At 59.8% G+C, this 25,110-nt stretch carries 19 protein-coding genes and 1 pseudogene; 7 read left to right on the top strand and 13 right to left on the bottom strand.

The window, feature by feature from the left end:
• Positions 1–111 precede the first annotated feature (111 nt).
• On the top strand, positions 112–477 hold the full coding sequence (locus tag NKJ17_RS28830; RefSeq protein ID WP_352508013.1) for a low affinity iron permease family protein: 366 nt from the start codon (positions 112–114) through the stop codon (positions 475–477).
• 476 nt (positions 478–953) lie between these two features.
• Here the strand turns inward: NKJ17_RS28830 and NKJ17_RS28835 are convergent, their stop codons facing one another.
• The 5 genes and pseudogenes from NKJ17_RS28835 to NKJ17_RS28855 all read right to left on the bottom strand — a co-directional run bounded on the left by NKJ17_RS28835 (position 954) and on the right by NKJ17_RS28855 (position 3,347).
• Entirely contained in the window at positions 954–1,238 is a 285-nt protein-coding gene (locus NKJ17_RS28835; protein WP_352508014.1) for a DUF982 domain-containing protein, read from the bottom strand.
• Positions 1,153–1,521, bottom strand: a complete 369-nt coding sequence (locus NKJ17_RS28840) for a hypothetical protein (RefSeq protein ID WP_352508055.1) — start codon at positions 1,519–1,521, stop codon at positions 1,153–1,155. The genes NKJ17_RS28835 and NKJ17_RS28840 overlap by 86 nt, the downstream gene beginning before the upstream one ends.
• Before the next feature lie 173 nt (positions 1,522–1,694).
• Positions 1,695–1,829: pseudogene (locus NKJ17_RS28845) on the bottom strand (IS630 family transposase); the annotation flags it as partial.
• Positions 1,830–1,997: 168 nt separating this feature from the next.
• The gene (locus tag NKJ17_RS28850) at positions 1,998–2,315 is read right to left on the bottom strand and encodes a hypothetical protein (RefSeq protein ID WP_352508015.1); all 318 of its coding nucleotides are present in this window, start codon (positions 2,313–2,315) and stop codon (positions 1,998–2,000) included.
• A 33-nt stretch (positions 2,316–2,348) separates the two neighbouring features.
• Positions 2,349–3,347 (bottom strand): NAD(P)/FAD-dependent oxidoreductase, encoded by a 999-nt coding sequence (locus NKJ17_RS28855; protein ID WP_352508016.1) that lies wholly within the window; start codon positions 3,345–3,347, stop codon positions 2,349–2,351.
• A 541-nt stretch (positions 3,348–3,888) separates the two neighbouring features.
• Here NKJ17_RS28855 and NKJ17_RS28860 point away from each other — a divergent pair.
• The 3 genes from NKJ17_RS28860 (at position 3,889) to NKJ17_RS28870 (ending at position 7,354) form a co-directional block, all read left to right on the top strand.
• Positions 3,889–4,998 carry an OmpA family protein gene (locus NKJ17_RS28860; RefSeq protein WP_352508017.1) on the top strand — a complete coding sequence of 370 codons (1,110 nt, stop codon included), beginning with the start codon at positions 3,889–3,891 and terminating at the stop codon, positions 4,996–4,998.
• Positions 4,999–5,009: 11 nt separating this feature from the next.
• Entirely contained in the window at positions 5,010–6,263 is a 1,254-nt protein-coding gene (locus tag NKJ17_RS28865; protein WP_352479438.1) for a caspase family protein, read from the top strand.
• Positions 6,264–6,874: 611 nt separating this feature from the next.
• Positions 6,875–7,354, top strand: coding sequence for a hypothetical protein (locus tag NKJ17_RS28870; RefSeq protein WP_352691143.1), 480 nt, complete (start codon positions 6,875–6,877; stop codon positions 7,352–7,354).
• A 129-nt stretch (positions 7,355–7,483) separates the two neighbouring features.
• On the opposite strand, the gene NKJ17_RS28875 is transcribed toward NKJ17_RS28870, so the two are convergent.
• Positions 7,484–8,056 (bottom strand): DUF6931 family protein, encoded by a 573-nt coding sequence (locus NKJ17_RS28875; protein ID WP_352508020.1) that lies wholly within the window; start codon positions 8,054–8,056, stop codon positions 7,484–7,486.
• Positions 8,057–8,241: 185 nt separating this feature from the next.
• Here NKJ17_RS28875 and NKJ17_RS28880 point away from each other — a divergent pair, with 185 nt between their 5' ends.
• Positions 8,242–8,778: an OmpA family protein gene (locus tag NKJ17_RS28880; RefSeq protein WP_352479445.1), complete on the top strand. Its 537-nt coding sequence runs from the start codon at positions 8,242–8,244 to the stop codon at positions 8,776–8,778.
• A gap of 99 nt (positions 8,779–8,877) precedes the next feature.
• Here the strand turns inward: NKJ17_RS28880 and NKJ17_RS28885 are convergent, their stop codons facing one another.
• The 7 genes from NKJ17_RS28885 to tagH all read right to left on the bottom strand — a co-directional run bounded on the left by NKJ17_RS28885 (position 8,878) and on the right by tagH (position 22,044).
• Positions 8,878–11,208 carry a M23 family metallopeptidase gene (locus NKJ17_RS28885; protein ID WP_352691145.1) on the bottom strand — a complete coding sequence of 777 codons (2,331 nt, stop codon included), beginning with the start codon at positions 11,206–11,208 and terminating at the stop codon, positions 8,878–8,880.
• The gene (locus NKJ17_RS28890) at positions 11,205–11,711 is read right to left on the bottom strand and encodes a DUF1036 domain-containing protein (protein WP_352508022.1); all 507 of its coding nucleotides are present in this window, start codon (positions 11,709–11,711) and stop codon (positions 11,205–11,207) included. The genes NKJ17_RS28885 and NKJ17_RS28890 overlap by 4 nt, the downstream gene beginning before the upstream one ends.
• A gap of 12 nt (positions 11,712–11,723) precedes the next feature.
• The gene (locus NKJ17_RS28895) at positions 11,724–14,312 is read right to left on the bottom strand and encodes a serine/threonine-protein kinase (protein WP_352691147.1); all 2,589 of its coding nucleotides are present in this window, start codon (positions 14,310–14,312) and stop codon (positions 11,724–11,726) included.
• Positions 14,313–14,317: 5 nt separating this feature from the next.
• On the bottom strand, positions 14,318–15,091 hold the full coding sequence (locus NKJ17_RS28900; RefSeq protein WP_352479434.1) for a PP2C family protein-serine/threonine phosphatase: 774 nt from the start codon (positions 15,089–15,091) through the stop codon (positions 14,318–14,320).
• A gap of 513 nt (positions 15,092–15,604) precedes the next feature.
• Positions 15,605–19,165 (bottom strand): type VI secretion system membrane subunit TssM, encoded by a 3,561-nt coding sequence (tssM, locus tag NKJ17_RS28905; RefSeq protein ID WP_352691171.1) that lies wholly within the window; start codon positions 19,163–19,165, stop codon positions 15,605–15,607.
• 25 nt (positions 19,166–19,190) lie between these two features.
• Positions 19,191–20,699, bottom strand: coding sequence for a type VI secretion system protein TssL, long form (gene tssL / locus NKJ17_RS28910; protein ID WP_352691149.1), 1,509 nt, complete (start codon positions 20,697–20,699; stop codon positions 19,191–19,193).
• Between the two features lie 301 nt (positions 20,700–21,000).
• The gene (tagH, locus tag NKJ17_RS28915; RefSeq protein WP_352508025.1) at positions 21,001–22,044 is read right to left on the bottom strand and encodes a type VI secretion system-associated FHA domain protein TagH; all 1,044 of its coding nucleotides are present in this window, start codon (positions 22,042–22,044) and stop codon (positions 21,001–21,003) included.
• A 304-nt stretch (positions 22,045–22,348) separates the two neighbouring features.
• On the opposite strand from tagH, the gene NKJ17_RS28920 reads away from it, so the two are divergent.
• On the top strand, positions 22,349–24,676 hold the full coding sequence (locus NKJ17_RS28920) for a type VI secretion system Vgr family protein (protein WP_352508026.1): 2,328 nt from the start codon (positions 22,349–22,351) through the stop codon (positions 24,674–24,676).
• A 10-nt stretch (positions 24,677–24,686) separates the two neighbouring features.
• Positions 24,687–25,109 (top strand): DUF6484 domain-containing protein, encoded by a 423-nt coding sequence (locus tag NKJ17_RS28925; protein ID WP_352479429.1) that lies wholly within the window; start codon positions 24,687–24,689, stop codon positions 25,107–25,109.
• Position 25,110: the final 1 nt, after the last annotated feature.

Consider the following 25,110-nt stretch of genomic DNA (forward strand, 5'->3'; position numbering starts at 1 on the left):
CCGCCTTGTTGAACAATGCTTGCTTTGCTTCCGATGCGTAATCTCCGGCTTTCCTGGTGATCTCGTCACGCGCATCGTGGAGCGCATTTCATCATTTGGTTGGGGATTCACATGAACCGATTTCTCTTTGTAATTGCTGATTTTCTGTCCCGGCCGCCAGGCTTTTATCTGATCATCGTGGCCATGATAGCCTGCACTGCGATGGTCCCTTTCGGCCTAACAAGCGTAATCACCTATGCGCTTTCAGTAGCTGCGATTGTGATTACCGGCGTTGTTCTGATCCAGGGTTATCGCGACACTGCTGCCATCCATGCCAAGCTCGATGAAATTATCGTTGCATTGAAGGAAACGAGGAACAATGTCGTCGGGCTGGAGCACGCCGAGCCTGAGGAAATTAAGGCCCATTTGGCGCGGCTCGAAATGGAAGCGGCGGCGGCTGATCAAGAAACCAAGCACGGGGGAGTTTCTGACGCCTGAGCGCTACTCAAAAGCCATCATGGCAAGCTGAGTCCTGCACGAAGCGGTCGCTCAAGTCCCGCCGGCGGCTGCCAAGCGCAACGAGATGCGCAGCAGCAGTAAGCTTATAAGCGGAGAATGGCTGATCTAACGTATGCGCACTGTGGTAGTCGGCAAGAAGTCTGGCCGTTGCAAACCGGGATGGACGCGAGCGGGCTCGCCGGACTTGCAGTTAGGGGGGCAGCTCGAGGACTGTTTGTGCCCCGGTCGGAATCATTGCGGCCCATCGTATTCCGTGGGAGTGCATCTTTTCGCAGAGCTGGCGGAAGCAATTCCAAGCTATGGGCAGGTCTCCCGGCTTTGACCCGCATTATTTGGAAGAACACCGCCGTCGAGCGCTGCCGCATTCTCCAGGGAACGTCGACGCCGTGGGGGGCGTCGGCATAGTGATGTCGGCGAAGCCTGCCTGCGGTCCAGATGCGGAGAGCGGTATGAGCTCACACCACGTCTCTAACAACCGCATCTAATTTCGTTAGGCCTACGCTCGAAGGCCTTTGCGTAAAAAGTCCCTGTTCGATTGCGGCCGCCTTGAAGGCATCGATCGCAGCTTGTTGGTTGCAATGACCGGCCAAGCATTCCCTGATCATTCGGACGGCTTCGAGCCGCCGCGGCTTGGCCACGTATGGCCATGGTTGTTCAAGTGCTTTCGCAGCGTCGGATATTGATGCAACCACCATTGGCCTGCAATTCAGGTAAATTGTAATCGGAATGAACGCCGGCATTTTCTCGCTCGCCAGGATTGAACGGGGCTAAACGCGAAGAGAAAGCGGAGGTTGCATGAACGCGCAGCTTCGCGATTTTAAGTCCCGCTACACGATGCAATTGAGACTGAACAGGCCTTCTCGGGGCAAAGCTAAACTCAAAATAACGCCCGTTGGCGGGTCGCCGAATTCTGAAGCGAACAAATCGCCGACAGGCTCCATGGCGCGGTTTACGAACCATGGGCACGATGATCTCCGTGGGCAGGCCATAAATCGGAATCACGGCGGCTCTGAAACGTTCCACCGTGGTGCTGCCGGGCTGTCCGTTTCGGGGTCTAGCTTCGAGGAGCTCGCCCTCGTGCTTTTGCCCCTCAAAATGCGAGATGCGAGACGTCGCCATCCAAGGGCGAGGGGTCGACGTGTCGTCGGTGCAGAGCCGTTGAAGTACGCGTTGGCACAAACCCAGAGCACGTCCTGTTAATCCGGTTCATATCCTGCGGCTTTGAAGTAGTTGGCACATTCGGCTGGGGTGAAGAGGTCGACGACCGCGCCGACCGCGTCCCAGAGAGCCTTGATGGTTCTCTCGGCCTTTGCTCGCAGCAGCGCCCGGACGACGTGAGCCTTACTACAGAGATTCCGTCACAGACCCGAACTTAAAAAGAGTTGCTGATCGCCGCGAGCTGATGTGCATCGTGTAACGGACTTCGAGCGCCGCGCCTTTGCCACTCTGGTCAACCTGCGTCGAACCTGCCCGCCGCTGGAACCGAACCTCTACGCATCTTACACGACGCCCATCGATGAGTAACGGATGATCACCTCGTCCTGACGAAAGCGTCGCTCAAGGTCAGCACGGCGTGTTCGCCAGGCTTGCAGATCAATCTCCTCCGTCATCACCTCGAAGATGACGATCTCATCATAGCTGCACTCGCCGCCTTGCCGCCACAACCCTTCCGCAGGTGCCTGCAAAAAGGCTGTGACGCCGGCGAACTGCTGGGCCAGTTCTTCTTTGAGCCGGTCGAATTCCTGTTTGGGGAACGGTCTGCCGGAATTGTCCGCGCGAGGTAGCAGGATTTGAAAAAGATACATGATGAAACTCAATGATCACGAACGGTCGCCGTGCCTCTTCGTTCCTCATGCTTTGTTTTCGGCGTCGGCGCCTGGCACCGTGCGCTTGGTGTCACCGTGGGCCGTGTTCGGCCTGGACCAATATTCGCCGTCGCCATTTGCAAGATAGTTGTGCATGTCGGTTGCAGCGACCGCTGCGTGACCGAATGCTACGGCAAGCTGATTGATCTCATTGACCACATCTCCGGCTGCATAAAGGCCGGTGACTGCGGTGCGCTGGCGCGAATCTACGACGAGATTGCCCGCTTTGTCACAGCATGCACCAAGGTCGACCGCGAGCCTCGAGCGGATGGTCGAGCCCATCGCAGGGTAGATGGTGTCAAACGACAGCGTTCCGCCGTCGATGAGTTCCACGACCGCCTCCCGGCGCGTGGCGCAAACGGCATTGGGTCTGCATACGCCGATCTCGATACCGGCCCTCTTGAGCTTGGTACGCTTGTCGGGGGAGGGCTCGGATGGATCGGTAATCAGCAAAGTGAGATCCCGTGTGAAGGTGCGCATGAACAACGCCTTTTTCATTGCGTGTTCGATCGGTCCGATGACGGCCACCCGTTTGTCGATGGCTTCATAGCCGTCGCAGATAGGGCACAATCGCAAGACGCCAGCTTGGATCATGTCGGTAACGCCAGGAAAATCTGGCAGGATATCAACAACGCCGGTAGCAATGAGCACCGAGCGGGCACGAATGGGAGATGAAGCGCCCGCCAAAAACCCAGCCTTCGTTTTGCGAATGGATACGATCCTGTCTTGGACCAAGCTCGCGCAGTATCGAGCAGCCTGCAGCTCGAGGCGGTCAAGTAGGTCAGCGCCGGTGATACCGTCCGGGAAGCCTGGGCAGTTGCGCGTCAAGGAAATCCGCTTTGCACGGCTTTCACCTGCGTCGACGACAATTACTCGCCTTCGGAATCTTCCAAGATAAGTCGCAGCTGCTAGGCCCGCTGGCCCGCCACCTACGATCAGGCAGTCGAAGCTTCCTTCATGCCGGCTCCTGTCCCGGTTGACCATCCAGAAACCCTGAAATCACACGGCTGCATCGCGAGCGCATAGTCGAACGCCGTTGAAGAGAACGCGGAGCACGCCATTTGGTTACAAACGTGGAGCTCCCAATTCGCCGGACAGTTCAGCCATTGGGATAGTGCTTTGATGACCTGCCAAGGGAAGCCATCTTCAGCGCGGAATGGAGATGGAGACTGACAGAATAGCGTCGACGACGGGCTGGGGAGTAGGTGTCCGCGGCAGAAGCAGGATGGAGCAGGCGGGCTTTTCCCTCACTTGGGCTGGTCCACCGTGACCGGCCTTCAAAGACGGGGCAGGTGCTATAGCGGGTTCTTCAGTCAGCTCCAATATCCGCCAACAAGACTGCTGGGTAGCAAGTGTTCGTCCATCACCATTTTGCCGGACTTCCGCAGCCCGGGGACCTGAGCGGAATTTACACCTTGCGGTCGATTCGCCGATGCTCGCCAAGCCTCGACAATTGTTCTATGCTCCTTGGCACGGCACAGTTCGCGGTTGCAACGCGGAAGGCTGTTGTCCTGTGGGGGGTCCAATGTTCGAAGTCGTCGGAGACTGGTGGAAAACGGGCTCGAGAAGCTGCTTCGCCCTAAACACCCTTGGCCTGATCGTTGCCGTATCGGTGCTGCTGTTACCTGGGCTGGAAAGCGCCAATGCACAGACGAACTGGACACTCGACCCGACCGCCTCCGTGCTCACCTACCAGTCGGTCAAGAAGAATACGATCGTCGAAACCAACAAGATCAGGAACATAGCCGGCACTCTTTCTTCGACGGGTGAGGCCAAGATCACTTTTGACCTTAACTCCGTCGACACTGGTGTCGACCTTCGCAATGTCCGCATGCGGTTCCTTTTCTTTGAGACATTCAAATATCCGTCCGCCGAACTGACAGCAAAAGTGGACCCTGCCGCATTTGCAGACCTGGCGACCAAGCGAAGGGTGAAGGCAGTGCTGCCATTTCGCCTCAACCTGCACGGCGTCGACAAGGATCTTGAGGCCAATGTCGTCGTAACCATGATCAGCGACAGCATGGTCTCCGTCGCTTCGGAGGCGCCTGTTGCCGTGCATGTCGAGGACTTCGGACTGCTGCCGAATGTCGACAAGCTGCAGCAAGCCGCCAATGTGACCAACATTGTTCCGACCGCTTCGGTATCGTTCGATTTTGTGTTCAACGCTGGCGACAGTAAGCCCGCGGCCGTGCAGACAGTCGCGGCAAGTACTGCCGACGTCGGGCCCGTCGCCACCGATGCCGCGAAAGCGAATTTCAGCGAAGAAGAGTGCCTTAACCGGTTCGCGGTGCTCTCCCGCACTGGGGCCATCTACTTTCGGTCGGCGAGCGCGCGGCTCGACAACCAAAGCCGCCCGCTGTTGGCGGAGGTGGTTGGCGTGGTCGGCAAGTGCCCAGGCCTGAAGGTAGAAGTTTCTGGCTATACCGATTCCGATGGTTCGCCTGCCTCCAACAAGCTGCTGTCGGAGCGCAGAGCCCAGGCCGTTGCCGATGCCATCGTCGCCGCGGGTATTGCACGAACGCAGATCACGGCAACCGGGTATGGCGAGGAGCGGCCTGTCGCGGCTAACGATACGCCGAAGAACAAGGCGCTCAATCGGCGGATCGAGTTTTCCGCCACCAAACTCGTCAACTGAGGAAGGACCTCTTGTTCCGGTGGGGCTTCCATCTGATTGCCTGTTTTGGCAGTGCCCCGCGCGCGATCGGGCTGGCGACGCTCTCGCTATTATTGACATTGACGGCGGCCAATGCGGAACGCCGTGTTGCTCTGGTCCTTGGCAACTCCCAGTACCAGCATGCGCCGGCGCTGACCAACCCGGTCCGGGACGCGCAGGCTGTTGCCAACCGCCTTTCGAAGTTGGACTTTGAAGTCGTCTCCGGTTTCGATCTGACCAAATTGCAGACCCAGACGACGATTGCGCAGTTCGCAAAGCAGGTTCGCGGCGCCGACATTGCGCTTTTCTTTTACGCCGGCCATGGTTTGCAGGTTTCGGGCAGCAACTATCTCCTTCCGGTTGATGCAGCATTGGAAGACGAGACTTCGCTGGATTTCGAGGCGGTGCCTGTCGAGTTCGTTTTGCGGCAAATGTCGCGCGAGACCAGCATAAGACTGATTTTCCTCGACGCCTGTCGCGACAATCCCCTGGCTGAAGTCTTGGCAAAGGCCGCAGGCGTCAAGGGAGCGAGAAGCGGGCTTGCCGAAATCCCGATCGAGAATGGCGGTGCGGGTACACTGGTCGCCTTTTCCACCAGTCCCAATCAGGTTGCCTATGACGGATCGAGCGAGCATTCGCCGTTCACGTCCGCGTTGCTTGCCCATATCGGGGCTTCGAACGTCTCCATCACCGACGCGATGAACATGGTCACCGCCGATGTCTTCAAAGCAACGGCCGGCAAGCAGCGCCCGTGGATCAATGTCTCGCTGACCACCGAGGTCGTTTTGCACAGGGTCGATCTCAACGCGCCGCTGATCGTCGGCGAAGCGACCGCTCCGCAACATGCGGAAGACGGTTCGGATGGGCGCAACGCTACCGCAAATTCGTCAGGCGACGATGAGGCACAGCTTGCGCTTAATGTCCTGCGGCAGAAAATTCCGAAACTGGCTTCGGACGATCCGATCTTTTTCGACCGACCTGTCGATTTTGGAGATCCAAAGATCGACGGCAAGAGTATCGCCGAGCTGATCATGGGCAAGCCTCTCTTTGCTCCCGTGGAAGGGCTCGATAAAGCGGTGTGGCAGGGCAAGCACTGCAATGGCTGCCACGAGTGGGATGAGGTTCGGCTGTGCGAACAGGCGAAGAATTTCGCCGCCAACGATGTGTCCGTGCTGCGTCTGCAACATCCCCTCGGGACGCGCTTCAAGGTGGCGCTAGCCAAGTGGGCGCAAGGCGGCTGCAAGTAAGATCTGGGCCTTCGGTTTGAAAATTCGTGGTCAAACGGGCCATGGGACCAATCTGCGCTTCCGGTTCTCACGGACCCAAATGTCCGCTGCTCCGGTTCTCGAAACCACCACCATATGACTCGCCAGAGCGAATTTCGAAACAGCCTCTAAGGAGGCTTATTTCTATGTGGCGGATGTTGAACCGCGGGCTACGCTCGAGCGTCTGCGACCGAAAATGGCCGCGCGACACCCGCTCGCGCAACTGGAACGTCTCGCCATTGTTGGCCCCTCGAAGGCTGGTGCTCGAGCCATGCGGGAGAGCTACCGACTGTGGTTCGAAGCTGGGGAGCCTGCCGGCAGCGGCGCTCTGTAAATCGACGGATCGGCCTGAGGTGGCGAATGACCAGCATCGCAATCTTCAACGTAAACGCCCTTAATCACACCGTTTACGGCGCGCCGCCGGCAAGAATCACCATTCCGTTGTCAGGTTTCTGAGCGTGCCAGATGAGGACAGTGGCGAACCCAAAGGCTCCCCAACGCAACGTACCCCGACTGTGCGCGTTCTAGTGAAATGGGAGGGCGCCATAGCCGATCTGACGGGGGTGGTCTGATGACAAATCGGAGCAACAGGGATGGCAAAGTTTAAAGAAGCCCTTGAGCGCGGGAAGAAAGCTCGCCGTCAGCAGGAGGAGCCCGTCGGCGGCGCGGAGATGGGGAAGCGAGATGCCCCCATGGCGGACTTCAGCGAGCAAGCAAAGGCTTGGCTAAACGACGTCGTGATTGCATCGCTGGAGGCGGCCAAGGCTGACGTGGCAGGCGAGGTGGCTATCGACATAGACACCGCGCCACGCCGGCAGGTCAAAGCTTTAACCCCGTCGATTCGTTTCCAGATCTACAGGAAGCGAGAATTGGAGAAGACGCCTAGAAGAACCTTTACCGTCAACATTAAGGTGAGCGGGGCGGTCTCCATGTCTTCGCCGGGGATGGTGACCAAAGATGTGGGAAACATAGGGGATAGGTCCGACTTACGGGTCCGCACCTTAACCGAACTGATCGAGGACGTCGCCAGGGTACATAACAACGCTGTGCCCACAGGCCTTTGTGGAGCCTAGGGGGCACAAGGTCGTCATCGCGCGAGCCAGTTATCCGATCACCCGCTTAAAGAAACACGGAATATTTCCGACCTCCCATTCCACAGGAAATCGTTTGTTGATCTCTCCTAAGTTCCGGGCAAGATGACCTTAGGGCACTGAGGGGTCGGCCATCTGTAGACCCATTTCGACAAAGGCAGATAGAATGGCAAAACGGTCCGCGAGTGCAACACGCGCCAGCCCTGCCAGAACTCCGGCATTGACGGCATGGGCGGCAGGAAACGGCGGCGAGGCGGGTGGTACTGCTGTGCGGCCGACGGATCGGCAAGCACCAAGGCCATTGTCACGCCATCCGGCAGCCAAGGCAATCCAGGCGCCCGGGGTTGTAGGGGGCACTGCCGCTGCCTGGCCCAGCGCGGCACGATGGTGGGCGCTGCCCGGTTCGCTGACCCAGTTGCTGACGAGTGCGAGCAGTTGTTGATCGGTTTCATCGAGCAGCTCGCTCAAATGCCCAAGGCATTCATGAGCCCACCAGACCGCAGCCCGATCCGGCAGCAGGTAGGCACAAAAGGTGATTGCCTCTTCGGGAACGCGCCCTGCAAGGAGATCGCGGCAAAACTCGATCGAATGCTGTTCGGTTGGAAGGGTTCGCATGTCTCGGGCAGCGGCGGGACAAGCTAGGAAAAGATCTCGTGCCGTTTTGAATCGGAGCCCGTTGGCCATGACGCCACGCTTTCATCGAGAGCCTGTCAGCACTCAAGCCCGCAGCGCGGCGCTGGTCAAGTCTCTACTCGCAGCGGAGTGATAACGGCGATACAGTCGCGGCTCGGTGCTTCCCGCAGACAATTGCTTCGGAATTTGGTATGTTCACGCTTGATAATATCGGATGCTCAACAGGAGTAACCGCTATGCGGTGGGCCAGTTCACCTTTGGTGTTGGCGGTCATGGTTTTCTCAACGCATGTTTGCGCCGACCCTGTCCAGAAATCAGAAGACATCGTCAAGTTTTTTGCCGGCGCGGCCGATCTTGGCAAGTCGCGCGGAATTTGTGTCGGCACCGAGGAGCAGTGCAAGAGCAAGAGTAAGCCAAACGAGGGACCCGCCGGCAAATCCAGTCTCGACATGCTGATCAATTTCGGACTCGATTCGGCCGAACTCGACGCAACCGCGCGCGCCGAGCTCGCGGAGTTTGCCAAGGCCCTGAAGGACAACCGGCTTAGCAGTTTCCATTTCGTCGTCGAAGGCTACACTGACGCTTCCGGTCCGGCGAACTACAATGAGCGGCTCTCACAGCGACGAGCGCAATCTGTGACGTCCTTCCTGACATCAAGCGGCATTGAGGCGGCTCGGATTAATCCGATCGGCCTGGGCGAAGCGCATCCGCGCAGCCCCAACCCATACGATGCTGTCAATCGCCGTGTGGAAATGCGCATAAAGACCGAGTAGCGCACGCCGCCGAAAACTGTGCGGCAGTTTCGAGCCACAACGGCTTTGCCGCGAGCAGGGCAGTCGTTTGAACCCTTTCTTACGAACGCCTGCGATGGCTCAAAGCGCGTTCTGCACGGAGCTCAGCATCGCCATGATCACGTGTTTGTACTTTGCGAACTCGGGCGATGTCTGCCGGATTTCAGTGGTGGTCGTCGTCTGCTGGCTCGCGGTCGTTGCTGGGCTGAGCTTTCGACCCATCTTCCTTTCGGCCCAGTCCACGACATAGCTGGCGGTCTTGCCGGTGAGAAAGGGATTGGCCTGAATGACGGCTGATCCGAGCACGGCGCTCAGTTGCGCCGAACCCGACGCCGACAGCACCTGATGCGCCCCTTCCATGCCGAGGAAATGGCACAGATAGAGCCGGCCGGCTGTGATCTGGTGGCCGCGCGCCCGAAGATAGGCTTCGCCCTCTCGCGCCAGATTGCGAACCATCTCGCGCGAGATCGTGGCGTCGTAACGCAGGGCAAGCAGGTCGGCGGTCGAGAGCGTGCGTGCAAGTTCAGGGCGGTATGTATTCATCATACGGATCCAGGTCTTGGTGATGAATTGGCCGGCACCGGTCGCTGAAGAATTCGGGTTCTTGGCACGGGCACTGCCGCCACTTTCGACGTGGACGATGCGGTCGGTGAGCGTTTCCACGGCGGAAAAGTCCGAAGCGACCGCAGTAACTGTGCCCAGCGGGTCGATCGCCGCGCCATTCTGGTAGAGTTCGAAATGCAGGTGCGGTCCGGTCGACAGTCCGGTGGTGCCGATGTAGCCGATGATGTCACCTGCCTTCACCTTGGTGCCGACGCCGCCCACGATTGCGAATTTCTGCATATGCGCATAGCGCGTCTCGCGCCCGTTTCCGTGGGAAATCTTGACCAGATTGCCATAGCCGCCCCCATCGCCCTGGAAGCTGATTTCGCCATCGAAGGCGGCTGCGATCGGCGTGCCGACCGGCGCCGCCCAGTCGACGCCCTTGTGGATGCGAACGGTGCCCAGAATTGGGTGCTTGCGGGGCCCGAAGGTCGAGGTCAACACCCCGTTGACCGGTGTGACCATGCCGTTGGTGACCGTCAGCGAGCGGACCTGATCGTCGCCTGTCACGCATGCAAACTGGCCATCGCTCTGCTGGAAAACGAAACAGTCGAGAGTTTTTGTCGTGCCCTGGACACCCACATACAGCACCCGCCCAGCGCCTTCGTCCTTGCCGCGCGGCGTCTGCGAATAGATCAGCACAAGACGCTGGTCCTCGCTTGCGAAGGCGTCCAGATCCTGTCCTCTCGACAGATACATGATGGCTTCGCCGATCACGCCGGTCGGAACGCTGTTGCGTGCCGCTGTCGAGTAGATCGCGTCGAGCAGACGATACTGCCGTTTGTGGGCGCCTTCCGCCGGCGCGCCCGAGTAGTTGAAAAGATCTTCCCGTACCCAAGGATCAACGCCCGAAACGAACACGCCCGCGGCATTGCGCGTCAGCGTACCGACAAAGACGTTCTTGGCGTAGATCGACACCTGCATGAGGGACATCGTTGTCGTCTCGCGGTTGGGTCGGTATCCACGCATGGCCACGACATAGCCCGGTTCCAGGCCGTCCCGGCCGAAGAGCGCCTTCAGCGCCTCGCCTGCCTGCTTGGCGTCGTCGGCGGAGAAATGTGCATCGAGCGCAACGCTATCCAGACTGCGATCGTTGAGGATCTTCACGAACGTGTCTTCCGTAGCCTCGAACCGCTGAAATTCGTTCGTGACAGTTGCGACGCTGGTGTTGTTTTCGATCTGGGTCTTGTGGAACGCGGGAAGAGCTGCATCGCCTGCATCGATTGTTTCACCCCAGCCGGCCTCCGGGTCATCGGCTTCGGCCAGTTGATCGGCGGCAGGGGCGGGTTCATCCGCGGCAGGAGATGGCTGAAGATCGTTCTGCAGATCGCTGGAGGCTGCGGGGGCCGTCTTTCGTTGCGCCTGGAAGAATGCGAAATCCTCCTGCGTCGACGGTATGGTCGTCATGAATTTCTCGCTGGCGCTAAGCATGACGTCGGACAAAATCTCGATCTGTGACGAAACCCCGGCCTGGTCGAGTTCGGCCGGACGCGGAACGACGCGGCCTTTCGTTGCGGCGCCGGAATCGGGTGCGAGCGTGATCCACATCGGGTCTCCCGCCAGGCCGATAATGGCAGGCACATAAACAGAGGCATCGGCCGGCACATCGTCGGCTCCTTCGACCGCATGCAGCTCCTCGTCTTCGTCGCCAAATGACCAGTAGTCCGCGGTGAGATAGAAGCCGGCTGCAATCGAACACAGGAAAACCGTGGCGAGGCCGGCAAGAAGCCTGCGCCAAAAGGTGCGCCGGCGAAGGGCAGCGCGTGCTTGCTTCTTTTCCTTGAAGCTGGTGTCGATAGCGTGCGTCACGGACTGCTTCCGGTCAGGAAAAACGTCCACCGCACCTGTTCAAGCGTATCGACTTCGACAAATCGCGCGGCAATATGGCCGCGCTGCCAGCATTCGTCGATGCCGCGTATCGAGAAACGTCGCCGCTCAATGCACATTTCGGTCGATCCGGTCAGGATCGCGTGGCCGAAAACGTCGGTGGCGTAGAGGTAGATGTAGCGGTTCGTCAGTTCTTCGCGGATGACGTTCACGCACTGATTTGCGCCGATGGTCCACCAGCCGTCGGTCTGGTCGGCATTGTCCACCTCCTGGCCGACAGCGAGGTTGACGACGTCGAGCGTCTGATTGCACACCGTGAATTCGGCGCGCGCTTCGTTGCACGAGAGCACGGCTAGCAACGCGGCGGCCGAAACGACCGCAAGCCTCATCCGGCTCATCGAGGCAAGCAAGGTTCGAAGCCGACCACGCTGCTTTACGGGCAGGTCGGAAGACGAGCGGGGCGAACGCGAGCTAAGCAGTTCCATCGGACGCCCATGCTAGCCGCCGAGTCGGAAATACTTGGCACTGGCCGAAAACTTGGAACCGTTGGCCTCAATTTCCTCGAGAATTTTGGGCAACAGCCGTGAGGCTGGCACTGGCGTGGAGATCGCAGCCGCCTGGATGTCCTGGGGCCCGGTGATCACCATGATGATCTGCGGCACGGCCTTGCCTGCAGCCCTGTCGGCGGCGCCGAGACCGATCGGGATGCTGAAGGTAGCCTTGTCCGAGTGAACGACCATGCGGTCATCGAGGTTGAACATCATGCCTTTGTGGTCGATCAGCAGCACGCTGGAAATGAGCCCGCCACGCGTTACCAGCGTACCGCTGATCGGCGTACCGTTCGACACCGATGTTCGATCGAGAACAAGCTGCGGCTTCTCGCCAGCAGTCTGCCCCAGAAAACGCAGAAAGTTGGTGACTTCGCACTGGCTCGGCTCAATAAGGCGCACGTTGATGTCCGGCTCAACGTGGAACTTTGCCTGGAAATCAGCCAGCATCTGCTCAAATGGCTGGACCGCGGTTCCAAATCCTTCGATCGCAGCGGTCTTATCGGTTATCGAGGTTACGGCGGCGTAGAAACAGTCGCCGCCGCTGAAGTCGCGAACCCACGACACACGTTGCGCTATCTCGTCGATTACTGGGGCAACTTCCGGCTTGGGCAAGTTCAGGGCGACCATGGCCGGATCTGGTTCTCCGGCCGCCGGTTGGTCGGGCTGCTGCTCCTTTGCCCTCGTCGTATCCGCCTGGCGTGCAGCCGGCTCGGGAACGGGCGGTGCTGGTATCGTCTTCGCCGGCACGCTCGCCTGGTGTTTGGGCGGCGGCAGGACGGCCTGCTGCTCCTTTGGGCTCGTCGCACCTGCCTGGCCCGCAGCCGGTTCGGGAGCTGGCACGGCCGGTTTCGCCCCCGCCTGCGGGCTTGCCTGCTGTTCAGGCTTTTGGCTCGGTGCGGCGTCTGGCTGCGCGGCGCGCGGCGCCGGAGCCTTGTCGACCAGCGGGAGAGCCGGAGCAATCGTGGCAGGCGGCGAGGGCGTATCGGGCTGAAATGATGGCGTTGCGGTTTCGGCCGGCAGTTGCGCCGCGCTTGCCGACGGCTTCGACTTTTCCTGCATTTGCGGGAGCATCTTGGGCGACGCTGCCGGCGGCTGCGTTCTGGCCGCGGCGGCCTCCGCCTGATTTTCAGTTGGCGCTAATGTAGCTTCCGTTTCCGGCTTTGGGGCTGGAACTGCCTGTGGCGGCTCAGGCGCGTGCGCATCATTGTCCGTCGCCAGCGGCTTTGACGCCTCTGCCTCAGGAATTGATGCATCCGGGAAAGGCGTTGTTGCTTGTGGTGCAAGTTGCGGTGGCTCTGGCGCGGAAAGCGAGGTTTTGACAGCGCTCGGTGCGGTGGGCGTTATAAAGCCGCTAAAATAGAGGCCGGCAACTGAGGCGAGAGCCAATGTCGCGAAGGCAGAGATGGCGATGCCTCGGCCTTTTGTAGATGTTCCGCGAACAGCACCAACGAGGGCACGTGGCGGCGCAGCGACCGGTGAGGCCCGAGGTTCGGACAGCAGCGCTGGTCGGACATGCGGGACAAAGCGCTGCCCACCCGAGCCTGCCAAAGGCCCGCTATGGCCCAAGACATCGGATGGCGGGGACGAGGCCTTCGGGTCGGGCGCAAGGGTTTGCCCCGCTCGTGGCAAACCCGGCCTGTCGCGGTTTGGGATGAACGTCGGCGGCGTTGTCCCTTCGTCCTCGTCACGCGTCATCCTGGCAATTTCCGCCATGCTCACCGGGCGGTCTCGCGGATCCGGCTGCAGCATGGCTTCGACAATGTCACGAAAATCGTCATCGATGTCGGACAGGTCAGGCACGGTCCGACGCTTTTCGATGATCTCGAATTGGGATCCGCTCATGTCGATCGGCTTCCCGCGCAGGGCGGCAACCAACACCAGCCCCAGGCTGTAGATGTCGGACTGCTCGCTGACATCGCCGCTGTACAGCCCAAGCTGTTCGGGGGAAACGTAGTTGTACTTTCCCGCGAATTTTCCGCCGATCAGGGTCTCCCCGCCGACGGTCGCCGATCGCGCGATTCCGAAATCGATGATCTTGGCGCGATCGACCTGACCTCCGGGCAAGATGATGTTGTCCGGAGAGAGGTCGCGGTGTATTGCTCCTGCCTGATGCACGGCGCTCAGACCCGACGTGAGGCGATGGCAGAGCTTGCGCACCTGCTCAGTCGGCATAGGGCCACGTCGCATGATGTCGTATAGGGACTCGCCGTCGACGAATTCCATCGCAAGGTAGGGACGACCGATCCCTGGATCGATCGTGAAGACGTGATAACGCACGACCGCATCGTGCGAGAGGTGATTGAGGATCGACGCTTCCTTGCGGAACAAGGACAAGATCGTCGGGTCGCGGGCAAATTCGGGCAGGACGATCTTGATCGCGACATGGTCGCCAGTCTGAATGTTGTGGCCGCGGTAGACCTCGCCCATGCCGCCGAATGCGATCCGCTCGTCAAGTTCGTAGATGCCGCTGAGCTGCGTGCCGACGGCGGTGTTGGCCAGCTGCGGCGATATTCGCGTCTTGTCGTCGGCGCTCATCAGCCTCAACCCTCCGCTCTGGACAGATCAGGGTAGGGGGGGTGTCCGTTGCTTCTGCTTGCGAATTTTACCAGCACAATCGTGACATTGTCTGTCCCGCCTCGCTCCAGCACCGTTTTCAGCAGAGCCTCACAGGCCGCCTGAGGTGTTGCAGTCACAACTGCGGCGCCGATCTCGGCGTCGGTCAGATGCGCCGTCAGCCCATCGGTGCACAACACAAAGATGTCTCCCGGCATGATTTCCCCTTGCTGGAAATCGATGACGATTTCGTCGCTGACGCCTACCGCATGCGTGATGACATTGCGGCGCGGCCAGGTGAGCGCCTCGGCCGCGCTGATCATGCCACGGTCGAGAAGTTCCTGAACTTCGGTGTGGTCCTTCGAGATCTGCGAGATGGATCCGTTGCGGATCAGATAGACCCGGCTGTCGCCCGCCCATAGGCAAGCAAATCGCCCATCCATCGCCAGCAGGGCGGCAACGGTGGAGCCGATGGTTATGCCGCGGGACTCGGAGATCCTGCGGATCTCGGCGTTGGCGCGGCTCAGCCTGTCCTCGAAGCGCGCACGAAGATCCGGGGCGGAACTGGCAATGCCGATCGTGGCCAGATGGTCGACAATGCTGGCTGAAGCGACCTCTCCGGCTTCATGCCCACCCATACCGTCGGCCACCACCCACAGGCCGGTTCGTGGCTCGACCAGATAGTTGTCTTCATTGTGCTCACGGACACAGCCATTGTGGCTTACGCCGAAGCTTTCAAAGGAAAGGGCGACATCGCTCAACTTGCCACCAAGCGCTTCTCGAAGCGTCCTCTGCAGCGCACTCTAAGGCGCTCGCTGGCGCCACTTTGCCACAGGCTCGAATATTAAAATATCGAAATCTAGCTTTGAGCGCGTGACCTTCGTGGCGGGTCACCCCGACAAAGAGCTCAAGTGATGATTTGAGGGCGCGACAGCGCTCCGTCGCCTGATCAACTGCGCATCCTGCGATCTCCCCGCCTGTCACAACGTGCCGGTGCCGAAGTGTTCCAGCTCTTATCCCACAACCAACCAGGCAGCCAGTCAGGTAACGCCGGAATGACGCCGTGCGATCTCGCCTTGATCGGTGCTCCAGACGACGACCTAGATGCCACTGTCAGGACCCGGCATCTTTCAGGATCCGAGCGAGCGACGTGCCACCCAGCGCAAATTGCCGACCCCGTCGTTAAAACAGGAGCGTCGGTATTTTCAAAATATCGATCCTCACCCTAGCTTGGTTTCGCGATCTTACTTGCCTTCGGCGAGGTCAAATCCTTCTCAAAACGCCTTCGGACAGCTGAAAGCAGAAAGTGCGGGAAGGAAGAAGGGGCTGGGTCCGGAGCCGGTCTGGATCGTATAGCTGACGTCGCGTCCGCCGATTACGAAGCGCGCCTCAACAGTGCCGTCTTTTCTGGTGATCGTCGCCTTGTCCAGCAACCGCTTCAGCGACCACGGCCCTTCGAAGCTGATAACGGATTCGCGGCCCGGCATTTCCGGCGTCAGCCTCAGACTGGCGGATGTCGAGGCCGCACCGGTCGGCCAGGACACAGTGCTTGGCGTGTTAGCCGCCTGGTTGCTCTGGACGATCTGGCCATCGACGTCGAGCACCGCAGCATCTGCATCTCCATTCAGCGAGAACGGGGTAAAGGTCAGGTTGACTGACGGCATTGACCCGCCCGACGGGAAAAATGCGCCGCGGATTTCCGCAGCCAGCTGAAAGTTTTTCAGCGTCGACTTCGACAGGTCGCGCCCAAAGCGTGCATCCTGTTTCCAGCTCCAGTCCTGGCCGCTCATGTCGATCAAGGAAGCAAGGTTTTGTGCGAAGAACCGGTCCATCAGGCCGCCCGGAGAGAACAATTTGGCGAAGTCCGCCATCGCAATATCCTCGGTACCATCGCCGGCGAAGGGGTAGCGGCCGTTGACCGCCTTCTCGCAGGGCTGCGTGACGGCCTGGTCGAGCATCTCATTCAGATTCGTCAACGAAATTTCAGCCGCGTTGCCCTCAAATTCGTCTGCAGTTGCGTTGACCATTCTGCCGAGTTGCTTGGGCAGACGCGATGCATTGGCGCGAAGGGTGGCTATCTGCAGCTGCAGGTTGGCGTTGACACGTTCCGTCTGCGAAGGGACCTCGGTTGCCAGTCGCAGGCTCTGGTGGATGTCGCGAAAATTCTGGGTCAGCGCATCGATCGGTCGGTGTCCGAAAGGACCGCTTACCAGAGCCTGGAAGGACCTGAACTGCGCTTCGATGTTTGCCCCAGGGTTCTGGCTATGAAATTTCTCGGACCCCGTACCGGCACGGCTTTGCGATTTTGCGGAGCCAATTTGGATGCCGATGCGAGCCAGGCCCTTGGCCATGTCTGCGGCGTCCTGGGACTGGCGCAGGACGGTGCCGACCTGCATCCCAGTGCCCGAGTCGGCGCCGGAGACAGAGTCGCGCGCCAGGGTTGTTTCCTCGGCCATCGCGGTAAAAAGCTGTTCGATCGGCGAGCTTGGTGAGGCTACGGCGGAAAGCGCGACATAGTGCGGCTTGTCGTTCAGCATGGCCTTGAATTTCAAACCATCGAGAACGCTGTTCCACGCGGCTGCGAACTCCCTGCCGTAGCGATCGAGAAGTTCGGGGCCGAGTTTGAGCAACGCCTGATCGATGTCGCCTTGCTCGCCGCCACCGCCCAGAACCCACTGGTCGTCGACGAGTGTCTGGGCAATGCGCGAAAGCTGTCCGAGAAAAAAGTTGTTGAATCCGGCTTGGGTGTAGAGACCGGGTATACGAAGCTTCGACAGATCGCCGCCATCGACGCGCTCGAACACAAGCTGCGCTTCCGGTCCAGCTTTTTGGGAGACGGCAAAATCGTCCAGCGCAGCCGCATACACCGCCGACTTGATCAATGCTGATGCGCGATCCGCAAGGCTCATGCGCCCGAGCGAGCGCTGGGCGGCTTCCACAAGCGGCTGGTTGAGTTCGAAAACTGGATCATAGGCATCGTCCAACGCGAGCATGGCGCGTAGGTGCTTTTCGAGCTGCGCGCGTCCTTCCCGGTTGCTCTCGCCTGGATACCGGTTCTTTTCCCAATCCTGCTTCATCCAAGAGATGATCAGTGCGTCATCGACCTTGGGTGCCTTGCCGCCGAGCATCAGGTAGATCTTGAGCGGTTCGTAAAGCGTGGCGGGCTCAGCCATCGTCGCCTGGACCGTCCGCTCAGCCTGAACAAGCAGACGCGACCGCAACATTCGTTCCAGTGCTTGCCGATAGGCCGTTGTCGATGCAGAACTAAGCCTTTCCCGCTGGCTCAGGCCGAACGTTTCGTCGATCGGGATCGGTGAGTCACTGCTTTCGAAACCGGCCGGCATGTTGCGCAATTGGTCGAGTGGCCCGATGACGTTTTCAAGGTCGACATCCGCGACCGTCGTGCTTTTGAGCAGGGCGTCCGCTGTCTCGCGATATTGGCTCGTCGCCTGCGTCGTAGACGCGATCAGCGAGCGGTTGGCCATGAAGCTCATCCCGAGCGCGCCAAGGGCCGCTGCAGTGATCAAGGCTATGATGCCAAAGCCGCCATATCTGAGGGCCGCTGCCCGCCTCTCGGTCGCTCGGTCATAGGAAACCCATCCGGATTCAGCCAAAATGACATCGGTCAGGAGATCGTGCAAAAAGAAGCTCTTGCCGGTCCCGGACAGGTGGGGGCGGGAATTGTTGCCGAAACTGCGGCCGATTGCGCCCAAGACCTGATCGATGGGCGTTCCCTCCTGCGTCCCCGACGAGAAGTAGATCCCACGCAAACTGACGTTCACCTGGCTGCGCACCGGATCGAACAGGCTGGTCACGAAATTGGCAATTCGCCCCTTGAGCGCGTAAAACTGGGCCGGAAAGCCAAAGATCGATATGCGCGAGACCGGATCAAGCTCTTCCTGCAGGCGGTCAGCCATCTCGTCCGCCAAGCGGTTCGCCAGCGCATCGAATTCGGCCGGAGCCTCACCGGCCATGTTCTTGTTGCGGTCTGTGGTCTGGAATGTCGCGCCCCAGACCTTGCGCCTGCGCGGCTCCTCGAAACTGCTGAAGTATTCCATGAAGCCGGAAACAAGATCGGCCTTGGTGAACAGCAGGTACACCGGAAACTGGATTTTAAGCGTCTGGTGGATCTCCCTCAGGCGACTGCGTATTTCAACGACTTGGGCATCTAGCTGCTGGTCATCGAGGCTGATGAGGTCGGCAAGGCTGATGGCCAGGATGACCCCGTTGATCGGTTGCCTTGTGCGGAATTTCTTGAGCAATGACAAAAACGCAAGCCAGCTCTTGCTGTCGCTTCCAGCACTGGAATCCTGCGTGGTGTAACGTCCTGCCGTGTCGATCAGCACAGCCGCTTCAGTGAACCACCAATCGCAGGAGCGGGTGCCGCCAACACCGGCCACCGGCTGGGCGTCTCCTGAACCGGCAAGCGGAAAATTCAGACCCGAATTGACCAGTGCCGTCGTCTTGCCGGCGCCCGGCGGGCCAATGACGATGTACCATGGAATATCGTAGAGGAAATTGCGCTTGCCGCTCGAGCGTTTGAGTGTTCCGATGGCCTCACTCATGCGCGCCTCGAGCACCGGTGAATCGTCATTGCCCCCGTCGCCGCGAGCAATGACGATCTCGAGCGCTTTTTGCGCCTTTCTCACCTGCCAGACGCGCACTCCGTAAACGAGGGCCGCGGTCGCTACGATCGTGCCGATGATTGTCGCGCGCAACCAAACAGGTCCCAGCGGCCGGATATCGGCGAAGCGGATCAAAGGTCCAGCAAACCAGATCGCTGCCGCGAAACCGGCCAACGCGGCCGTGCTGAATATCCGCGGCAGCCAACGCATCACTGGCGTTTCCCACCGGCGGTCTTCACAGCGTTTCCTCCTTGGGGATCATCACGTCGACACGGCGGTTCTTGGCGCGGCCCTCGGACGTCGCATTGTCGGCAATTGGCTCATCTGCGCCCTTGCCATCAGCGGTCACTCGCGCGGGATCGCTAAGTTTCGCGGCGATCATTGTTCCAACAGCCTTCGCGCGGGCGACCGAAAGGTCAAAGTTGGATTTGAACGCGCTCGATTTCCGTGGCTTCACGTTGTCCGTGTGGCCAACGATCCTGATTGGCCCCGGCTCGTGCTCAAGGGCTGCGGCAATCTGTTCGGCCAGTGACTGAGACTCAGGCTTCACTTCGGTCTTGCCCGGCTGAAACAACAATTGATTGTTGATCTCCACTACGATGAAGTCGCCTTTTGTGCCGATGGTCATCCCGCCGCGCTCGACTTGCGTGGACAGTGCCGAGCGGATGCGGTCGATCTGCTCGGTTACGGCAGGCGAGGCAACTGTCGCCGGTTCGGCAAGTGGGGGTACCACACTGGCGCGCTCGATCGTCACGGGTGTCGAGGGATTGAGCGCCAGCAACTGTCTGGCTGCAGCATCGCCTTCATCGGTCACGAACGCGCGCAACGTGAAGAACGCGGCCGTCAGCAGGGCTGATGCCGCGGCGGCAACGCCCCAGAGCGGCAGGCGGGTCGAAGACGGCACCATCGTCGCCGCCATGCTTTGCCAGCGGGGGGAGATGTCCTCTCCGGCGCGGGCCCTGAAGTAGCGAAGCGTCTCGTAGACGTCGCGCCGCACACGTTCGAGACTGATATCGTCGCGCGCCAGGCCCCGATACTGGCCCTCAAATCCCAGGGACAGGCAGACATGCATCAGCTCCAGCAGGTCTAAGTGTGGCTCCGGATTGGCCAGCACCTTGTTTAGCGCTTCGAAAAAGCCGGCGCCCGTGGCTTCGAGGTGAAAAAACCGCGACAACATACTGCGCTGTGCCCAGGTGTCCTTGCCGGTCCAGGGCAGGTTGCCAACAAGATCGTCGGCAGTTTCGCAAAGGGCGAACTTCGCGATCCGCGCATCCTCTTCGGCAACGCCCGACTTCTCCAGCGTCCGGTCGAACCTCTCGATCGCTTCGGCGATATGCTCGGCCAGTGGCGCCGCCTGTCTTTCAACCGGCACAAGCCTGAGATGCCCGAACAGGACAAGCAATGGTGCTGACGCCGCGAGGATCGGATTTGCTGTCGAATATTTGACCGTGTCGGCGGCTTCGAGCAGCACCTCCTGCTGAATGATCGGCCTTGACTCGGCTGTCTCGGCTTTGGCCGCTGCACCGGACGACGCTCCCTGATAAAAAATGGTTCCGGATGTCCAGTCCGGCGGCATATGCCGACCTATGTCAGGATCGAAAACTGTCGATTCCTTGACGTCCAAGGGCCTGACCGACTTGGCAATCGGTTCGTTTGCGGCTGGTTTGGCATTCTGCCCGCGCCCTGGATTGGTGCGGATGACGGTCTTGCCGACCGGGCCGAAAGGATCGTCCTTCGAGCTCATTGCCGATGTGCCGCCGCGATGCAATGTCCGCGCTCGCGTTCGAGAGGCGCCAGATCTTTCCTGGCCGGATAGGGCAAGCAAGGGGCCGGCCAGCGAGCCCTTGGTCCGCAGCAGTCTTTGCTACAAGAAACGATGTCGCCGCGATATGACATCTGCCGCAGACCCCCAGGTCAATCAGGCTTACCCGCCTGGCGAACGGTCGTATGTGATCGTAATCTCAGATGTTGTCGATTGGAACATGATGCGGTGCGCCGATGCGCTTTTCTTCGTCAGCTAGAACGGCGCAGTCTATTGGGCCGGTCTATTTGTGCTTGTCAGCTTTGGCATACGCCTCGCCGAAATAGGCCAAGAATATATCCAGCATGCCGTTTTCATGGGCTTCCTCCATGGTCCGCCATGTCGCGACAAAAGCGTCCCATGCTTGGGCCTTCTTGGAGGTGAACGATGTCGGTGGAAGCTTTTTGCCGATCGCTTCCGGCGACAGGTCGTCAAGCAGTCGCGACAGCGCAGCTTGCATGGCGGCATAAGTCGCAAATTCGTGCGTCTTGAGATCGCGGAACGCATCTTCGACGCTGTGCCTTGCATCGAGATAGCCGGATCTGCGCCGTGCAAACATGATTTCGAGGATGTCGTCGATCCCCGGCACGAACTTAAGCGGGTTGTTGTCGGCGGAGCTTATCATTGTCCGGTGCGTGCTCTTGGCCAGCGTTTTGGCGGCCGCACGTGCCTTCAGCAGCATGGCCAGTTGCTCGACCACCACCCGCAGGACCGAGCCAATTTCGGCCGCAACTTCATGCGGGTCCCGCGACTGCAGCAGTTCCGGGGAAATACCCGCTCCAATCGCGATTTCCCGCAGCACCTCGTCTCTCGTCGACGGGACCGACGCGGGCGGCGACGGTGCTCGTTGCCCAAGCCATCGCTGTGCCGAATTCAAGAAGGGCTCGCCTCCAGAGTCAAGCGGCCGATCGGCCGCGATAGGCATGTGTCGTTGTGTCGAACCTTCGTCGCCTTGCGGATGGGTCGGCGAGGCGCGCTCGTCAATCGATACAAAGATGACGTAGCGGCCGACCAGGAGCCTGTCGCCGTGCGCCAGCCGGTGTGGACCGGTGATGCGTTGGCTCGATCCGTTGATGAAAGTGCCATTGCGCGAGATGTCATGCAGCCAAAACGCGCCTGCCTCGTATCGAATTTGGCAATGCCGGCCGGAAATGAACTTGTCCGGGTCGGGTAAGATCCAGTCGCAATTTTCGCGTCCGATTTTGAAGGTGCGATCACGCGATCTGTAGCCGGGGGATACGCCAGCGGGCAGGGCATCGACATTGCTGATCTGCAGACTGATTAACATGCACAATCGCCTGTGTGATCGCTGGCGGCCTTGTCGGCACGATACTCCATGTTTTTAACGTGGCTAATCCAATTTCGCATCACATTGGCGCAAGGCAGCGGGCGAACCCTCGATCTTGCTGCTTCGCCCAGCTATGCATGCCGCTTTGGCCCTCGCAACAACATGTGGTACGCTCGACACGGACCAGCAACCCAGTGAGAATTGTTTGGCTTTGAGTTCCTGAACCTGCCGTCGTTAGTATAGCAGGACAGTATAGCAGGACCTTCAAATCCACTGGCGGCCGGGTCCAGGAGGGGCACGACCAATGCCGAATGAACGTGCCACGGTTGTGGAGACGCCGATTGGCGCCGAGCTGTTGACCTTCACGCACCTTGTCGGGCGCGATGAGATAAGCCGTTGTTTTGGCTACACCGTTGGGTTCGTAAGTACCGACCACGACATCGATCCGCTGAAGATGCTGGGTGGGGCCGTCTCGATCGAAGGTGAATCCGATCCAAAACGGTGGTTCAGCGGCCTGGTGTCCGAGTTTAGACTTACCCGGATCGAGGACCAACTGGCCTATTACGAAACGGTCGTCAGACCATGGCTCTGGTTTCTCGGAACTACGACCGACTGCCGCATTTTCCAAAACATGAGCGTCGTCGAAATCGTCGAAGAAGTATTTTCAAAATACAGCACCGCAAAATACGAGAAGCGCCTGCAAGGCTCTTATCCGCCGCGCGAATACTGCGTGCAGTATGACGAGACCGATCTCGATTTCGTGCAGCGACTCCTCGAGCACGAGGGCATCCTGTATTTCTTCGAGCATGGCGAGGGCAAGCACACGCTTGTGCTTGCCGATTCGATGAGCAAGCTGAAGCCGGCGCCGGGCTATGAAAAAGTGCCTTATCACTTTGAAGGGCAGGGCTCCCGGCGGGATGTCGAATATATCACGGAATGGATCCCGGGCAGTTCGGTGCGGCCGGGCGCCTATGTCCATACCGACTATGATTTCAAAAAGCCGGGCGCCGACCTGATGGCCAAATCGGCCCAGCCGTTCAATCACAAGCTGGCTGCGGGTGAAAATTACCGTCAGCCCGGCGCGCATCTCGAAGTGGGCCGCGGCGACAGCCTGGCGGCAATCCGGCGCGAGGAAATCCAGGCGGTGCACCAGCGCATCGCCGCGGTTGGAACCGTGCGCGGCCTGTATTCAGGCTGCACCTTCAAGCTGGACGGCTTTCCGCGCGAGGACCAGAACCAAGAGTATCTGGTGGTGAGCGCCGAATACAGGCTGTTCGACCCCGGCTACAGAGCCCATGCGGATGTCGAGAGCGAGAACTTCAAGGTGATCCTTGGCGTGGCACCCACGGCATTGCCCTATCGTCCGCCACGGGTCACGACACGGCCGATCATGCGCGGCCCTCAGACGGCGACTGTGGTCGGTCCGTCCGGCGAGGAGATATTCACCGACAAATATGCGCGCGTGAAGGTCCAGTTCCATTGGGACCGGCTGGGCAAGAAGGACCAGAACAGTTCGTGCTTCGTGCGGGTTTCGCAGACCTGGGCCGGCAGCGGCTGGGGTTTTATCCAGATTCCGCGTATCGGCCAGGAGGTCATCGTCGACTTCATCGAAGGCGATCCTGACCTGCCGATCATAACCGGCAGGGTCTACAACGCCGCGCAGATGCCGCCTTATGGACTGCCCGGCAACGCCACGCAATCCGGCTGGAAATCCGATTCGTCGAAAGGTGGTGGCGGCTACAACGAACTGATGTTCGAGGACAAGGCAGGCTCCGAACTGGTCAACTTCCAGGCGCAGAAGGACCATCACCTTCTGATTAAGCACGACCGCAACAAGTTGGTGCAGCACGATCAGTCCGACCGCATCGACCACGACGCCAAGCACTCTGTCGGGCACAATCTCGACGAGGACGTAGGCAACAACAAAACTGTCAAGGTCGGCGTCGACCAGACAACTAACATCGGGTCGAACGACACCGAGACAGTTGGGGTGAATCGATCGCTGACAGTCGGATCGAACGAGACGATCCACATCGGCGCGAACTCTACGGAAAACATTGACGCCAACCATTCGCAGACCGTAGCGATTGTCCAGACGATCACGGTTGGGGCGGCGCGCGTCGATACGGTCGGTGCCTCCGAGACACGAAGCGTCGGCGGACCGCAAACGAATACGATCGGTGCGACACGATCGGTTACTGTAGGCGCGGCGCAGAGCCACACGATTGGCTCGGCAGACAAATGGCAGATCGGCGCCGCGCAGACGGTTGACGTCGCCGCCGACCAGAGCTTTACTGTTGGCGGCGCCCATTCCTCGCAGGTCGGCAAGGCGCGGCTGGCCAAGATTGCAGCGGACGAGGGGATCGAGGTCGGCGGGGCCTACTCGCTAAAAGTCGCCAAGGCGAGCAGTGTCATTGTCGGCGAAGACGGCGTGATGAAGTTCGGCAAGAAGCTTTACGTCGAGGCGGCTGACGAGATCACGCTGAAATGCGGCGATGCCAGCATCATCCTCAAAAAGGACGGCACTATTAGCGTCAAGGGCAAGGACATAAGGCTCGACGGCAGCGGCGACATCGACGTGAAGGCCGACGGCAAGACCAAAATCAAAGGCAGCAGTGTTCACAACAATTGAGGGCCGAGCGATGGACGTTGTGGAGCGTGTTGATGGGGTGATAATTGGGTTGCTGATCGGCTTCGATGATGGCTCGCCGCTCGTCGTTTTCGTCGGCAATCCCAGCGACACGGCGCTCAAGGCCCGCAGCCTCGCCGCTCTCGACGCTTCCGCTGTCGGCTCGGAAGTGGCGCTGCTGTTCGAAGCGGGTGACCCCGCCCGGCCGCTTGTGGTCGGACGGATAGTTGATCCGCGTCCCAATCCGCATCCCGTCGAAGTGTTGCGCGACGGTGAGACGGTGATATTGAATGCTCGCGATCGCATTGAGTTCAGATGTGGCTTGGCGTCCATCATTTTGGAGAAGAACGGGCGCGTCTCCATTCGCGGCACACAGCTCAACAGCCACGCGACCGGTACGAACCGTATACGAGGGGCGGCCGTTCACCTGAATTAGG

This window comes from Mesorhizobium sp. M0208, assembly GCF_040322015.1.
Lineage (GTDB): Bacteria > Pseudomonadota > Alphaproteobacteria > Rhizobiales > Rhizobiaceae > Mesorhizobium.

Coding starts and splice junctions, on each gene's coding strand:
- NKJ17_RS28830 (WP_352508013.1), top strand. CDS start 112: ATGAACCGATTTCTCTTTGTAATTGCTGATTTTCTGTCCCGGCCGCCA.
- NKJ17_RS28835 (WP_352508014.1), bottom strand. CDS start 1,238: ATGCCGGCGTTCATTCCGATTACAATTTACCTGAATTGCAGGCCAATG.
- NKJ17_RS28855 (WP_352508016.1), bottom strand. CDS start 3,347: ATGGTCAACCGGGACAGGAGCCGGCATGAAGGAAGCTTCGACTGCCTG.
- NKJ17_RS28860 (WP_352508017.1), top strand. CDS start 3,889: ATGTTCGAAGTCGTCGGAGACTGGTGGAAAACGGGCTCGAGAAGCTGC.
- NKJ17_RS28870 (WP_352691143.1), top strand. CDS start 6,875: ATGGCAAAGTTTAAAGAAGCCCTTGAGCGCGGGAAGAAAGCTCGCCGT.
- NKJ17_RS28875 (WP_352508020.1), bottom strand. CDS start 8,056: ATGGCCAACGGGCTCCGATTCAAAACGGCACGAGATCTTTTCCTAGCT.
- NKJ17_RS28880 (WP_352479445.1), top strand. CDS start 8,242: ATGCGGTGGGCCAGTTCACCTTTGGTGTTGGCGGTCATGGTTTTCTCA.
- NKJ17_RS28890 (WP_352508022.1), bottom strand. CDS start 11,711: ATGGAACTGCTTAGCTCGCGTTCGCCCCGCTCGTCTTCCGACCTGCCC.
- NKJ17_RS28895 (WP_352691147.1), bottom strand. CDS start 14,312: ATGAGCGCCGACGACAAGACGCGAATATCGCCGCAGCTGGCCAACACC.
- tssM (WP_352691171.1), bottom strand. CDS start 19,165: ATGCGTTGGCTGCCGCGGATATTCAGCACGGCCGCGTTGGCCGGTTTC.
- tssL (WP_352691149.1), bottom strand. CDS start 20,699: ATGAGCTCGAAGGACGATCCTTTCGGCCCGGTCGGCAAGACCGTCATC.
- tagH (WP_352508025.1), bottom strand. CDS start 22,044: ATGTTAATCAGTCTGCAGATCAGCAATGTCGATGCCCTGCCCGCTGGC.
- NKJ17_RS28920 (WP_352508026.1), top strand. CDS start 22,349: ATGCCGAATGAACGTGCCACGGTTGTGGAGACGCCGATTGGCGCCGAG.
- NKJ17_RS28925 (WP_352479429.1), top strand. CDS start 24,687: ATGGACGTTGTGGAGCGTGTTGATGGGGTGATAATTGGGTTGCTGATC.